The 13,835-nt window shown below is 62.4% G+C and carries 12 protein-coding genes; 7 read left to right on the top strand and 5 right to left on the bottom strand.

Annotation, left to right across the window (positions count from 1 at the left end; genetic code table 11):
• Window positions 1-30: 30 nt before the first annotated feature.
• Entirely contained in the window at window positions 31-2,394 is a 2,364-nt protein-coding gene (rpoD, locus tag GHT07_RS01890; protein ID WP_153583337.1) for an RNA polymerase sigma factor RpoD, read from the bottom strand.
• Here rpoD and GHT07_RS01885 point away from each other — a divergent pair.
• Window positions 2,393-2,614 (top strand): hypothetical protein, encoded by a 222-nt coding sequence (locus GHT07_RS01885; protein WP_153583336.1) that lies wholly within the window; start codon window positions 2,393-2,395, stop codon window positions 2,612-2,614. The two genes, rpoD and GHT07_RS01885, sit on opposite strands and share 2 nt — an antisense overlap.
• Window positions 2,615-2,724: 110 nt before the next feature.
• Here GHT07_RS01885 and dnaG read toward each other — a convergent pair whose 3' ends face one another.
• Window positions 2,725-4,503, bottom strand: coding sequence for a DNA primase (dnaG, locus tag GHT07_RS01880; RefSeq protein WP_153583335.1), 1,779 nt, complete (start codon window positions 4,501-4,503; stop codon window positions 2,725-2,727).
• A gap of 38 nt (window positions 4,504-4,541) precedes the next feature.
• On the opposite strand from dnaG, the gene GHT07_RS01875 reads away from it, so the two are divergent.
• Window positions 4,542-6,188, top strand: coding sequence for an acyl-CoA synthetase (locus GHT07_RS01875; RefSeq protein WP_153583334.1), 1,647 nt, complete (start codon window positions 4,542-4,544; stop codon window positions 6,186-6,188).
• A gap of 31 nt (window positions 6,189-6,219) precedes the next feature.
• Complete coding sequence (locus tag GHT07_RS01870; RefSeq protein ID WP_153583333.1) at window positions 6,220-7,122, top strand: YihY/virulence factor BrkB family protein; 903 nt, start codon at window positions 6,220-6,222, stop codon at window positions 7,120-7,122.
• 16 nt (window positions 7,123-7,138) lie between these two features.
• Here GHT07_RS01870 and ggt read toward each other — a convergent pair whose 3' ends face one another.
• A complete protein-coding gene (ggt, locus tag GHT07_RS01865; RefSeq protein ID WP_395686966.1) occupies window positions 7,139-8,995 on the bottom strand; it encodes a gamma-glutamyltransferase in 1,857 nt (618 codons plus the stop codon).
• 11 nt (window positions 8,996-9,006) lie between these two features.
• The gene (locus tag GHT07_RS01860; protein ID WP_153583331.1) at window positions 9,007-9,765 is read right to left on the bottom strand and encodes a 3-hydroxyacyl-CoA dehydrogenase; all 759 of its coding nucleotides are present in this window, start codon (window positions 9,763-9,765) and stop codon (window positions 9,007-9,009) included.
• Between the two features lie 72 nt (window positions 9,766-9,837).
• Here GHT07_RS01860 and GHT07_RS01855 point away from each other — a divergent pair, with 72 nt between their 5' ends.
• A complete protein-coding gene (locus tag GHT07_RS01855) occupies window positions 9,838-10,755 on the top strand; it encodes a patatin-like phospholipase family protein (RefSeq protein WP_228488116.1) in 918 nt (305 codons plus the stop codon).
• A 208-nt stretch (window positions 10,756-10,963) separates the two neighbouring features.
• Here the strand turns inward: GHT07_RS01855 and GHT07_RS01850 are convergent, their stop codons facing one another.
• Window positions 10,964-11,509 (bottom strand): phasin family protein, encoded by a 546-nt coding sequence (locus GHT07_RS01850; protein ID WP_153583330.1) that lies wholly within the window; start codon window positions 11,507-11,509, stop codon window positions 10,964-10,966.
• A gap of 213 nt (window positions 11,510-11,722) precedes the next feature.
• Between GHT07_RS01850 and GHT07_RS01845 the strand changes: the two genes are divergently transcribed.
• From GHT07_RS01845 to GHT07_RS01835, 3 genes are read left to right on the top strand one after another with little or no spacing between them, the layout of a single operon-like run.
• Window positions 11,723-12,652 carry a histone deacetylase family protein gene (locus tag GHT07_RS01845; protein WP_153583329.1) on the top strand — a complete coding sequence of 310 codons (930 nt, stop codon included), beginning with the start codon at window positions 11,723-11,725 and terminating at the stop codon, window positions 12,650-12,652.
• Window positions 12,649-13,095, top strand: coding sequence for an acyl-CoA thioesterase (locus GHT07_RS01840; RefSeq protein WP_153583328.1), 447 nt, complete (start codon window positions 12,649-12,651; stop codon window positions 13,093-13,095). Before GHT07_RS01845 ends, GHT07_RS01840 begins: the two co-directional genes overlap by 4 nt.
• Entirely contained in the window at window positions 13,092-13,829 is a 738-nt protein-coding gene (locus tag GHT07_RS01835) for a nitroreductase (RefSeq protein WP_153583327.1), read from the top strand. Before GHT07_RS01840 ends, GHT07_RS01835 begins: the two co-directional genes overlap by 4 nt.
• Window positions 13,830-13,835: the final 6 nt, after the last annotated feature.

The raw sequence follows: 13,835 nt of genomic DNA, 5'->3' as shown, positions 1-13,835 counted from the left end.
CGCCTTTTCGTTGTGAGGCCCGGCTGGGCTTTAGAGCGTGTCGATGAACGACCGCAGCTTGTCCGAGCGGCTCGGGTGCTTGAGCTTGCGCAGCGCCTTCGCTTCGATCTGGCGGATGCGTTCGCGCGTCACGTCGAACTGCTTGCCGACTTCTTCGAGCGTGTGGTCCGTGCTCATCTCGATGCCAAAGCGCATGCGCAGCACCTTCGCTTCACGCGGGGTGAGTGAATCCAGGATGTCCTTGACCACATCGCGCAGGCCGGCTTGCATGGCTGCTTCGATAGGTGCCGTGTTGGCCTGGTCTTCGATGAAGTCGCCCAGGTGGCTGTCGTCGTCGTCGCCGATCGGCGTTTCCATCGAGATCGGCTCTTTCGCGATCTTCATGATCTTGCGGATCTTGTCTTCCGGGATCTCCATCTTCGCGGCCAGGATGCCGGCATCAGGCTCAAAGCCGAACTCCTGCAAGTGCTGGCGCGAGATGCGGTTCATCTTGTTGATCGTCTCGATCATGTGAACCGGGATGCGGATCGTGCGGGCCTGGTCAGCGATGGAGCGCGTGATGGCCTGGCGAATCCACCACGTGGCGTACGTGGAGAACTTGTAGCCGCGACGGTATTCGAACTTGTCCACCGCTTTCATCAGGCCGATGTTGCCTTCCTGGATCAGGTCGAGGAACTGCAGGCCGCGGTTCGTGTACTTCTTGGCGATGGAGATCACCAGGCGCAAGTTGGCCTCGATCATTTCCTTCTTGGCCTCGCGCGACGAGGCTTCGCCTTCGTTCATGCGCTTGTTGATGTCCTTCAACTGCGTGAGCGGCACCACGACGCGCGATTGCAGGTCAGCGAGTTTTTGCTGCAGTTCCTGGATGGGCGGGATGTTTCGCGCGATCACCACCGACCACGGCTTGCCGGCAGCGGCCTGCTTCTCGACCCACTTCTGGTTCAGGAGGTTGGGCGGGAAGTCCTTGATGAAGACGTCCTGCGGCATGCCGCACTTGTCCACGATGATGCGGCGCAGTTCGCGCTCTTTCTTGCGCACGTCGTCGACCTGGCTGCGCACGAGGTCGCACAGCTTTTCGATGGTCTTGGCCGTGAAGCGGATGGTCATCAGCTCTTCCGACAGGGCGTGCTGCGCCTTGACGTAAGCGGGGGTGCCCCAGCCTTCCTTGTCGTAGATCTTGTGGACCTTCTCGAAGAGTTGCTGGATGCGGTCGAAGCGCTCGAGCGCCTGCGTCTTCAGCTCTTCGAGCTTCTTCGTCAGGGCCTTGGAGCCGCCGTTGCCGTCATCGTCATCGTCGGCATCAAATTCGTCGAAGTCTTCTTCGGCCACGTAGTCGTCGGCCTCGTTCGGATTCGAGAAGCCGTCCACCACGGTGGAGATGACGACCTTGCCCTCGCGGATTTCGTTGGCCAGGCGCAGGATTTCGGCGATGGTGGCGGGCGACGCGGAGATCGCTTCCATCATGGCCATCAGTCCGCCTTCGATGCGCTTGGCGATTTCGATTTCGCCTTCGCGCGTCAGCAGCTCGACGGTGCCCATCTCGCGCATGTACATGCGAACGGGGTCTGTCGTGCGGCCGAATTCGCTGTCAACGGTGGACAAGGCCGCTTCGGCTTCTTCTTCGGCTTCTTCAACTGTCGCTGACGTCGGTGTGGTGTTGTTGAGCAACAGCATCTCGGCGTCTGGCGTCTGCTCGTACACGGCAACGCCCAGGTCGTTCAACATCGTGACGACGACTTCGAGCGTTTCAGCATCGACCAGCTTTTCGGGCAGGTGGTCGGTGATTTCGGAGTGGGTGAGGTAGCCGCGTGTCTTGCCGAGCGTGATCAGCGTCTTCAGGCGCTGGCGGCGCTTGGCCATTTCTTCTTCGGACAGGACGGTTTCGTCCAGGCCGAATTCCTTCATCAAGGCGCGCTCTTTCGCCTTGCTGATCTTCATGCGAAGGGGTTTGACTTTTTCGGTCGTCTCGACAACCGGCTCACCAACGAGGTCAGCCTCGATATCGGACATGTCCATGTCTTCGCTGCCCTTGCCCTCCGCAGCGGCTTTGGGCTTGCGGCCACGCTTGGCGCCGGTGGCAGGTGCGGCACCTTCGACGACCGCCTTGGGCGGGCGGCCGGGTTTTTTCTTGACGACTTCTTCAACTGCGACGGCCTTGACGACTTTTTTGGCTTCGTCTTTGGCGGTGGCTTTCTCGGAGGGCTTGGCTGGCGGCGACTTCGTTGCTGGCACTGATTTGGCTTTCGTTACTGGCTTGACGGCGGCTTTGGCGACGGGCTTCGCAGTCGCTTTGACGACCTTGAGCTTGGGCTTGGGCGCAGCCGGTTTGACTACTTTTTTGGCGACAGGTTTCGCGGCTGGCTTCGCAAGCTTTCCGGACTTTTGAGCGGGCATGAATGGATACCTCGAACGTTTCGAACAGGAGCTAAAACAAAAAGCGCCACTACAACCCGGCGCAGGCGATGGACCTTCAAGCGTGAACGCCCCCAAAGTTCGGGAGCGAGTGAACGCCTTTGTGCAGGCAGCTATGCCTGCAGTTCAGGCCGCTACGCCTGAGAAGATCCTCATGGGCAAGATGTGTGGGCGATCATTTGGTGTGCAGTCCTTGCGGTGAAGAGGCCGGTTGCGCGCATTGGCGTCGGTAGGCCGTATCCGGAGGTGCTGCTGTCGCTCTTGCCGCTAGCAACCGTACATTATACCGGTGAGGCGAAATTTCAAGGCAAATCAAGGAGTTTGCTGCGGTTTGTCACCCTGGATGAGCTGTTTGAGGCGCTCGTAGGCGGCCGGGTCGGTTGGCGCGCGCGCGGACAGGTCGCGAAGCTCTTCGGCCCGCCGCTCATCGCGCTCCTTGCGCAGGATTTGCTGCAGTTCGTCGAAATCGTGCTCGATGTCAGGCAACAGCCTGCCGACGCGGTCGAGCAGGAACGATTCGTGGTCATGCCCCTGTATGGCGGACTTGAGCGCATCCCATGGCTGTATGCCGTGTTCGTGAACCTGGCTGTCGAGCCAGGAAAAGAGCGGGCCGTGCGGTGCAGCGAGCTCGCACAGGACATGGTGGTCGTCGTCGCTGAGCTTGTCCCACGCCTGGGGGTCCAGAAAGACGATCTGCAGCGCGCGGTCGGCCCTGCCGGGCGGCAGTGTGCGACCGGCGCGGGCCGCGGGCTTGTAGGTGTCGCTTCGGCGCGGCGAGCTGGGTACCGCAGACTTGGCGACACCCCACAGCGACGACAAATCGCGCGCGTCGAGCTGCACGAGCGTCGCGATCTCGGTCAACAGCTGGCGCTTCAAGGCGCCGTCGGGCAACGCGAGCCACAATGGCTTGGCATTCGACGCCATGTGCGCGCGCCCCTCGGCCGACGTGAGGTCGCAGCCTTCGCGTGCGGCGTCGATGAGGAACCGGCTGAGCGGTGTCGCATCGCTCACGTAACGCGAGAACGCATCCTGGCCGAATTCCCGGATGTAGCTGTCGGGGTCGTGCTCTTTGGGCAGGAACAGAAATTTGACGGAGCGCACGTCAGCGGCGTAGGGCAGGGCGCCATCGAGCGCCTTGCGGGCAGCGCGCCGGCCTGCGTCGTCACCGTCGAAGCTGAACACGACCGAATCCGTGAAGCGGAACAGCGTCTTCACGTGCTCGGGTGTGCAGGCGGTGCCGAGTGTGGCGACGGCATTCGGGAAGCCGAGCTGGGCGAGCGCGACGACATCCATGTAGCCTTCGGTCACGAGCACATACCCGTGTTCACGCAAGGCATTGCGCGCTTCGAACAGGCCGTAGAGTTCGCGGCCCTTGCTGAACACCGGCGTCTCGGGCGAATTGAGGTATTTGGGCTTTTCGTCGCCCAGCACGCGCCCGCCGAACCCGATGCATTCACCCTTGACGTTGCGGATGGGGAACATGATGCGGTCGCGAAAGCGGTCGTAGCGCTTGTCTTCCTCGTCATTGACGATCACCAGGCCGCTTTCGGCCAGCAGTGGGTCGTCGTAGTTCGGGAACACGCTTGCCAGGCTTCGCCAGCCTTCGGGCGCATAGCCCAGGCCGAAGTCGCGGGCGACCTCACCCGAGAGGCCGCGCCCCTTGAGGTATTCGACGGCGCGGGGCGAGAGCTTGAGTTGCTTGCGATAGGCCTCGCCGGCTTTTTCCAGCACGTCGGACAGCGTTGCCTGCTTCTCGCGCTGTTTGGCGGCACGCTCGCGGTCTTGCGGTGTGGAGTCGTCTTCCGGCACTTCCATGCCGTATTGCTGCGCGAGGTCCTTTGTTGCCTCGATGAAAGTCATGCCCGCGTGCTCCATCAGGAAGCTGATGGCGTCGCCGTTCTTGCCGCAACCGAAGCAGTGGTAGAACTGCTTGGTGGGGCTGACCGTGAACGAGGGCGATTTTTCGCTGTGGAAAGGGCACAGGCCGGAGTAATTGGCGCCGGCCTTTTTCAGTTGCACGTAACGGCCGACGAGTTCGACCACGTCGGCACGGGAGAGCAACTCCTGGATGAATGTCTGGGGAATCGCCATCGTTGCCGTATTCTTACCCAATCACCTGGAGGCATGGCATGACGAGCATTTTCGAGCAGGACCTGGGGCGCAATGATGCGAACTTCGCAGCCATATCGCCGCTGTCGTTTATCGAGCGGACGGCGCAGGTTTATCCCGGCAGGCTGGCCGTGGTTCATGGTGAACTGCGGCGCACGTGGAGCGACGTCTATGCGCGGTGCCGCCAGCTTGCCAGCGCGTTGCAGGCGCGCGGCATCGGCAAGGGCGACACGGTTGCGGTGATGCTGCCGAACACCCCAGCCATGGTGGAGGCGCACTTCGGTATTCCCATGGCGGGTGCCGTGCTCAACGCGTTGAACACACGGCTCGATGCGGAGACGATTGCCTTCATGCTCGATCACGGCGAGGCGAAGGTGGTGATCGTCGATCCGGAGTTCGCGCCGACGATGAAGCGCGCGCTTGCGTTGCGAAAATCCGCAGCGGCCTTGCTGGTGGTGGATGTAGAGGACCGTGTTTACACGGGTGTTGTCGAGCGCATTGGCAGCACCACGTACGACGAGCTCGTCGCCTCAGGCGATCCGCAGTTCGAGTGGCAGCTGCCGTCTGACGAGTGGGACGCCATTGCGCTCAATTACACGAGCGGCACGACCGGCAATCCGAAGGGAGTCGTGTATCACCACCGCGGCGCGGCGATCAACGCGATCTCCAACATTCTTGAATGGGACATGGCCAAGCACCCGGTGTACCTGTGGACGCTGCCGATGTTTCACTGCAATGGCTGGTGCTTTCCCTGGACCATTGCCGCCCGCGCGGGCGTGAACGTGTGCCTGCGCAAAGTGGAAGCGGGCTCGATCATCGAATCGATCAAGGCCCATGGCGTCACGCATTACTGCGGCGCTCCCATCGTCCATGCCCTGCTTGTGAATGCGAGCGACGAAATGAAGCAGGGCTTGCCCACCGGCGTGAAGGCGATGGTGGCCGGCGCTGCGCCACCCGCGTCGATGATCGAAGGCATGGAGCGCCTGGGATTCGACCTCACGCACGTTTATGGCCTGACCGAGGTGTACGGGCCGGCGACGGTCTGTCCGAAGCACGACGAATGGAATGGCGTCGATATCGGCGAACGTGCGCGGCTGAATGCGCGACAGGGCGTGCGCTATCACCTGCAGCGCGACGCGCGCGTCATTGATGTCAGCACGATGCAACCCGTTGCGCAGGATGGCGAGACGATGGGCGAGATCATGTTCCGCGGCAACATCACGATGAAGGGCTACCTGAAAAACCCGGCTGCCACCGCAGAGGCTTTTGCAGGTGGCTGGTTCCACACGGGCGATCTCGCCGTGCAGTACCCGGACGGCTACATCAAGATCAAGGACCGCAGCAAGGACATCATCATCTCCGGCGGCGAGAACATCTCGTCGATCGAAGTCGAGGATGTGCTCTACCGGCACCCGGATGTGCTCGCGGCTGCGGTGGTCGCCAAGCCGGATGAGCGTTGGGGTGAGACGCCGTGCGCGTTCGTTGAGCTGAAGGCAGGGGTGAGCACAACTGCGCAGGACATCGTCGCGCACTGCAAGCAGCATCTGGCCGGCTTCAAGGTGCCGCGCACGGTCGTGTTTGGCGAGCTGCCAAAGACATCGACGGGAAAAATCCAGAAGTTCGAGTTGCGCAAAAAGGCTGGCTCTGCAGCGGCAATCGACACCTGAACGCGGCGTGTCGCTGCATACTCGCGGCGTCATGAGTCTCATCAGTCCACAAGCAGCGCTCGTGCTGCAGCACCCGGGTACTTTCGCCTGGCGCGTTCTCAAGGCGTTCAAGAAAAACCAGGGGCTGTTGCTCGCAGGTGCCGTTGCGTACTACGCGTTGCTGTCGGTGGTGCCCTTGCTGATCCTGGCGGTGATTGCCTTGTCGCATGTGATCGATCAGCAAGAGTTGCTCGCAACGCTCGGGCGCTACCTCGGATGGCTGATCCCGGGGCAGTCCACGGCGATCATCGCCGAGCTGCAGCACTTCCTGGACAACCGGGACGTGATCGGATGGGTGCTGCTCGCGACGATGCTGTTCTTCAGCTCGCTGGCTTTCACGGTGCTGGAGAACGCGATGTCAGTGATCTTCCTGCATCGCATCCGCACGCACAAACGGCGCTACGTGGTGTCTGCAGTGCTGCCTTACATCTACATCCTGTGCCTGGGGTTCGGCTTGCTGGTGATGACGATGGCGTCGAGCATGCTCAGCGCGATCGGCGAGGACAGCATCCACATCCTGGGTTATGACTGGTCGCTCAAAGGCGTGTCGGGCGTGCTGCTTTACCTGCTCGGCTTGAGCGGCGAAATTTTCGTGCTGAGCTCGGTCTATATGGTCATGCCGGTGGGGCGGCTGTCATGGCGGCATGCGTTGCTCGGCGGTGCCACTGCCGCACTGCTCTGGGAAGTGACGCGGCATATCCTCGTCTGGTACTTCGGCACGCTCTCGCAGGTGAACGTCGTCTACGGTTCGCTCACGACTTCCATCGTGGTGCTGTTTAGCCTGGAGATCGGGGCGACGCTGCTTTTGCTTGGCGCGCAGGTCATCGCTGAGTTCGAGCGTGTCCATCTTCCGGAAGAAGCGGCCCATCCGAATCCGCTGCAAGCGGGGCCGTGAGCAGGCGACACAAGGACTAGTCGCCCATCACGATGCCTTCGCGTCGTGGGTCGGCCCCGCCGTAAAGGCCGACGGGCGTGACCTGGATGGCCTGCAGGCCGCTTGTCAGCTCGAGCTCGCGCACGTCCGCGCCACGTTGACGCAACGCGCCGACCACTTCGCGCGGGAATCGATTCGCCTCCAGGAAAGTGGGGCCGTTCAGCGACCCGAAGTTCGGCAAGTCGATGGCTTGCTGCGCATTCAGGCCCCAGTTCAGCACGCCGTAAATCGTTTTGGCAGTGAAGTGGACGATGACGGCGCCACCGGGGCTGCCCACGCTCATCACAAACTTGCCGTCGGGCTGGCTGAACACAAGTGTGGGCGACATCGAGGAGCGCGGCCGCTTGCCGCCTTCAACCCGATTGGCAACTGGCAGGCCCTGTGCGTCCTTCGGTGCGAAGCTGAAGTCAGTCAGTTCATTGTTGAGCATGAAGCCGCCGGGTTTGCCGCTGACGTTCACCATCAAGCGTGAGCCGAACTGCGCTTCAATGGTTGTCGTCATTGCGATCGCGTTGCCCTGCGCGTCAACGATGCTGATGTGCGACGTGCCGTACTCCGGCTGCTCGGGCATCGGCGCGTACCGGGAGGTGACTCCTCCGGGCGCGCCCGGTGTACCGGGCCGGGCGAGTTTCATGCTCTGGCCGTTGGCCGAGGTGTCGATGAGCTTTGCGCGTGACGCGAGGTAAGCCGGCTCCAGCAGGCTCATCCAGCTGCCTGCGGGCGGCGAAACAAAGTCTGGATCGGCGATGTATTGCGCACGGTCGGCATAGGCGAGCCTCGATGCCTCGGTGTACAGGTGGAGGAACGAGGGTGACGGAACCGGGCTGGTGCTGCCTGGCACGCCGCCCAAGCCCTGAACAAGCGGGTAGCTGGCTGCTGGCGTCTGGCCCAGAATGCCCAGGATCTGACCGATGGCAATGGTGCCAGAGCTCGGGGGCGGAGCGCCGCACAGTCGGTAGGTGCGTGCTGCAACAGCGTAATCGTGGCAGAGGGGCTCGCGCTTTTTTGCTTCGTAGCCGGCAAGGTCGGCGAGTGTCATCGAGCCGGGATTGGCGGCGTGCGAGCGGACCTTGTTCACGATGGCGGCCGCGACTACACCTTCATGCAAGGCCTTTGAACCCTCGGCAGCAATCTTGCGAAGTACATAGGCGAGATCAGGGTTCTTCAGCAGGTAGCCGGGTTCGCGTGCGCGGCCCTCCGGTTCGAAGAAGTAGGACGCTGCCTGCGCGTCTTTGCGCAAGTCGGTATCGCCATTCGCCAGGCTGTTCAGGCGCCGGCTGACCTTGAAGCCGTTCTCGGCAAGCTGGATCGCGGGTTGAAAGAGCGTGGCCCAGGGCAGCTTGCCGTACTGGCGATGGGCCATCTCCAGCATGCGTACCGCGCCGGGCACACCCACAGACCTGCCGCCCACCACGGCCTGTTGGAAGGCCATGGGCTTGCCGTCCGCGCCCAGGAAAAGGTTCTCGTCGGCGCGGGCTGGTGCGGTCTCGCGGCCATCAAATGCGACGACTCTCTTGCCGTCGAAGTGAAGCATGAACGCGCCGCCTGCGATACCGCTGGACTGAGGCTCGACCAGGGCCAGCACCATTTGCACGGCGACAGCCGCATCGACGGCATTGCCGCCGGCTTTGAGGATCTGGTAGCCCGCGTCGGTCGCGAGCGGATTCGCCGCCGCGACGGCATAGGTGCGCGCCGCCCAGCCCGGCTTGGGGCTGTAGCCCGACGAGCCCTCCGGCTGGTCGGGCGTGCGGTAGCTGAACTGTGGAGTCGCGACTTGGGCGAACGCAGACCAGGCGCAGCCCGTGAGCAGCGCTGCTGCAACTAGGGCCCGCAAACCCGATTCAGTCAACGCGGCGCGAGGCGGATGGCCCCGTCGAGGCGGATCGTCTCGCCGTTGAGCATGTCGTTTTCGAAGATGTGCTTTGCGAGCTTGGCGTAGTCCTCGGGGGTGCCCAGGCGTGACGGGAATGGCACGCTGGCAGCCAGCGAATCCTGTACTTCCTTGGGCATGCCAAAGAGCATCGGCGTGCCAAAGATGCCGGGGGCAATCGTCATGTTGCGGATGCCGTTGCGCGAGAGGTCACGCGCGATTGGCAAAGTCATGCCGACGACCCCGCCTTTGGAGGCGCTGTACGCGGCCTGGCCGATCTGGCCGTCGTAGGCCGCGACAGACGCGGTGGAAATCATGCAGCCGCGCTCGCCAGTGCTTTCAGGCTCGTTCTTGCACATGGCGTCGGCAGCCAGGCGAATCATGTTGAAGCTGCCGATCAGGTTGACCGTGACTGTCTTGGAAAATGTTGCCAGTGAATGCGCGCCGCTTTTGCCGACGGTCTTTTCTGCCGGCGCGATGCCGGCGCAGTTGACGAGGCCCATGAGCTTGCCCATCGACACCGCTTTCGCGACGACGGCCTGACCGTCGGCTTCCTGACTCACGTCACACTTGACGAACGCGCCGCCGATTTCCCTGGCGACTGCTTCACCCTTGTCGGCCTGCATGTCCGCAATGACCACTTTGCCACCGTTGGCCGCCAGCATGCGTGCCGTGCCTTCGCCCAGTCCCGATGCGCCGCCGGTGACGATGAATACCTTGCCGCTGATTTCCATGTTGCTCTCTCCAGGATGTGTTGACGTTCACGTCAATTATCGCGGAGTCGAGGCGCCACGATAATCGCGCGCATGACATTTGGCTGTATGGGGTGGCGCCGGGCGAAAGCCTGGCTGGTAGCGGGCGGCGTCGGCCTCTTGTTGGTTGGGTGCGTGAGCACGCCAGTTGAAGTCCGGCCGCCTGAGCCGCCGCCACCTGCGGTCAAGCGGACGCCCCGGTTGGGCCTGGCGCTTGGTGGCGGGGCTGCACGCGGCTTCGCTCATGTGGGCGTGATTCAGGTGCTGGAGGAGGCGGGGCTGAGGCCCAGCCTGGTCGTTGGCACATCGGCCGGCAGCCTTGTGGCTGCGCTTTACGCGAGTGGCCGCAATTCCGCGCAGCTGCAGCAGGTCGCCGAGACGATGGAGGAGGCTGCGTTCACAGACTGGACATTGCCGATTTTCAGTCGTGGAATGCTGCGCGGCGAAGCGCTGTCGCGCTACGTCAACCAGCAGGTTGGGGGCAAGCTGATCGAGCAGATGCCCATGCCGCTGGGCATCGTGGCGACCGATCTCAACAGTGGGCAAGGTGTGTTGTTCCAGCGTGGCGATACCGGCACGGCCGTCAGGGCTTCGAGCGCCGTGCCTGCGGTGTTTGTGCCGGTGAAGATCAACGGCCATGAATACGTCGACGGCGGTCTCGTGTCGCCGGTGCCGGTGCGCTACGCGCGGCAGATGGGCGCAGAGGTCGTGATTGCAGTCGATATTTCCAGTGAGCCGGAAGGCAATCCTTCCACCGACACACTGCAGATCCTGCTGCAGACCTTCGCGATCATGGGCAAGAGCATCAACAGCTTCGAATTGAAGGACGCGGACATCGTCGTGAGGCCTGCACTTACGGGTGTCAGCGGCGCCGACTTCACCGTGCGGCGCAAGTCGATTGAAGCCGGACGCGCGGCCATGCTCAGGTTGATGCCGCAGCTCAAGGCACTGATGGAAGCCAAGGCGAAGTAGGTACAAGGCACGCGCGCGCGTTGCGGGCGCAAAAAAAGGGCAGGTCTTGCGACCTGCCCTTGAAGGATCCCTGAACTCGCGAGGAGTGTCGAAAGGACCCGAGGAGACAACCTGCAGAACTCACGTTCAATGACGTGAAGTATCGATGAGATGCCCCGAGTTTTGTAGAGTTCTCGCTCCAGTGAAGACGAGAGTCTCAGTAGCTGGCTTAGCGCTTCTTCGACGTGGTCGTCTTGGCAGCGTTCACGGCTTGCGAAGCAACGGCATTGAAGTTGGCTTCGGCGACATCAGTCGCTTGCTTGACAGCCTTTTGCACGGATTCCAGGGCGTTGTTGCCGGCGGCGATGGCGCTCTTGAACACGGCAACAGCGGTTTCGCTGCCAGCCGGTGCGTTCTTGGCAGCGTTGTCCACAACGGCCATGAACTTCTTCTGCGCGTCAGCAGCCTGTGCTTCGAAGGCCTTGCCGAATTCGGCGCCCGTGCCCGAGGCGATGTCATAGAGGTGACGGCTGTAAGCAGCGGTCTTTTCGGCCAGGGGCTGGAACAGGGCAGCTTGCAGTGCCAGCAGCTCTTGTGCGTCTTTCACGCCCATCACGGACTGGGCCGTGTCGGCGGCTTCAGCCAAGGCGGCCTTGGACGCGGTGATGTTCAGTTCGATGAGCTTTTCGACGCCTTCGAACGCCTTGCCGGTCAGGCCGAACAGGGTTTCGATGGAAGCTTTTTGCGAGGCCAGGATTTGTTCAGCGGTCAACATATCAGTATCTCCAGTGAGTTGCGGTAATGGTTTCGACGGTGGATCGATATATCTGCGCTGAACCGGGCCGGAACCCTCTTTTGTTGCAGTGCAGCATGGACCGAAGTATAAGCGCAGCAAGTGCGATTGCAAGCCGTTTTTGTTGCGCCGCACCATTCTAGGACCTGACCCCTAGAAAGTGGTCGGCAACCCGATCTCGACACAATCGCACGCATGCGGGTTTTCTACGCCACCCAGTTCGTTCTGTCGCTTCCGGCGGGTCATCGGTTTCCGATGGGCAAGTACCAGCTCCTGCGTGACCGGCTCGTCGCCGAGGTGCCCGGTGTTCGTCTGGGCCAGGCCTTGCCAGCCAGTGATGGCGAGCTTGCGCTCGTCCATACACCTGCCTACATCTCGGGTATCTCGGATGGCAGCGTCGATGCGAAGGTGATGCGCGAGATCGGCTTTCCGTGGAGCGAGGCAATGGCCGAGCGGGCGCGCCGTTCGGTCGGCGCAACCATTTCTGCCTGCAGGTCGGCGTTCGCGGACGGCGTTGCCGCGAATATTGCGGGCGGCACTCATCACGCCTATGCAGACAAGGGCGGCGGCTTTTGCGTGTTCAACGATGCCGCGGTCGCCTCGCGCCTGATGCAAGCCGAGGCGAGGCGCTCGCAGCGGGCGACATTGCGCATCGCGATCATCGACCTCGACGTACATCAGGGCAACGGCACCGCGCGCATTTTTCGCGACGACGAATCGGTGTTCACGCTGTCCATGCACGGCCAGAAGAATTTTCCATTCCGCAAGGAGGCGAGTGACCTCGACGTGAATCTGCCCGATGGCTGCCGCGATGACGACTATCTGCACGCGCTGGAAGGCGCGCTCGACGAGCTTGATCGCCGCTTCGAGCCTCGCCTCGTGATCTATCTGGCCGGGGCGGACCCGCACGAGGGCGATCGCCTTGGCAGGCTGAAGCTGACCTGGGACGGCCTCGAGGCGCGCGATCGGCGCGTATTCGACTGGGCGTGGCAGCGCCGCATTCCTGTTGCGATGGCCATGGCTGGTGGGTACGGCACGCGCATTGAAGACACGGTGCAAGCCCAGATCAATACGTTCAAGGTCGCTGCGCAATACGCCGCGCGCTGGCAGAATCAGCCGAGATGAGCGACCAAGCACCCTCCAGGCCACAGCCCGAACCTCGAAGCGCCTACAAGGCAGTTCGCACGATCACAACGCGATGGATGGACAACGACGCCTACGGCCATGTCAACAACGTCGTGTACTACAGCTGGTTCGACACCGTCGTGAACGCGCACCTCATAGAACAGGGCGTGCTCGATATTCACCAGGGCCAGACCATAGGCCTTGTGATCGAAACGCAGTGCAACTACTTCTCCGCGCTTGCTTTCCCCCAAATCGTCGAAGGCGGCATTCGCGTGGCTCGCATTGGGACATCGAGTGTTCGCTATGAAGTGGGCCTGTTTGCGCAAGGCGAGCCGATGACCGCGGCCAAGGGGCATTTCGTTCATGTCTATGTTGACCGCGCCACCCGTCGGCCCGTACCGTTGCCGGCCCCGCTCAAATCCCTGTTGGAGACCCTCACTTGAATCCATCCCCCATCGCGCAGGTAAGCACCGTGGTGCACGACGCGGCCAGCGTTCATGCCGCCATCGAAAGTCGCTTTTCGTGCCGCGCATTCCTTCGCGACAAGCCAGTGCCCCGGCACATCATTGCCGAATTGCTGAGCCTTGCCAGCCGCGCGCCCTCGGGCACGAATTGCCAGCCGTGGAAGGTGTATGTGCTGCAAGGCGCGAGCCGTGATGCGCTGGCCGACAAGGTGTGCGCTGCGCATGATGCGGCGTACGCCAACCCCGCATTGGCTGCCGAGAACACCGAGGAATACGACTACTACCCGACCCAATGGAAGTCGCCGTTCATCGACCGCCGCCGCGAGAACGGCTGGGGCCTCTACGGGCTGCTGGGCATCGCAAAAGGCGAGAAGGAAAAAATGCACGCGCAGCACCAGCGCAACTACCGGTTCTTCGATGCGCCTGTCGGATTGATGTTCACCGTTGACAGGGCAATGGGACGCGGTTCATTGCTGGACTACGGCTCGTTCCTGCAGAACCTGATGGTCGCTGCGCGAGCACACGGCCTGCATACCTGTCCGCAGGCTGCGTGGAACCCGTTCGCAAAAATCATCCTGCCGCTCATCGGTGCGACGGCCGACGAGATGCTGGTCTGCGGCATGTCGCTCGGCTATGCCGACGAATCCGCGCTGATCAACACCTTCCACACGCCACGTGAACCGGTATCCGGGTTCACGCACTGGCTGGACTAGTCACCC

Source organism: Caenimonas koreensis DSM 17982 (assembly GCF_009646335.1).
GTDB lineage: Bacteria > Pseudomonadota > Gammaproteobacteria > Burkholderiales > Burkholderiaceae_C > Ramlibacter > Ramlibacter koreensis.
Note: the sequence above shows the minus strand (reverse complement) of the source record. Positions and strands in the feature narration are given on the sequence as shown.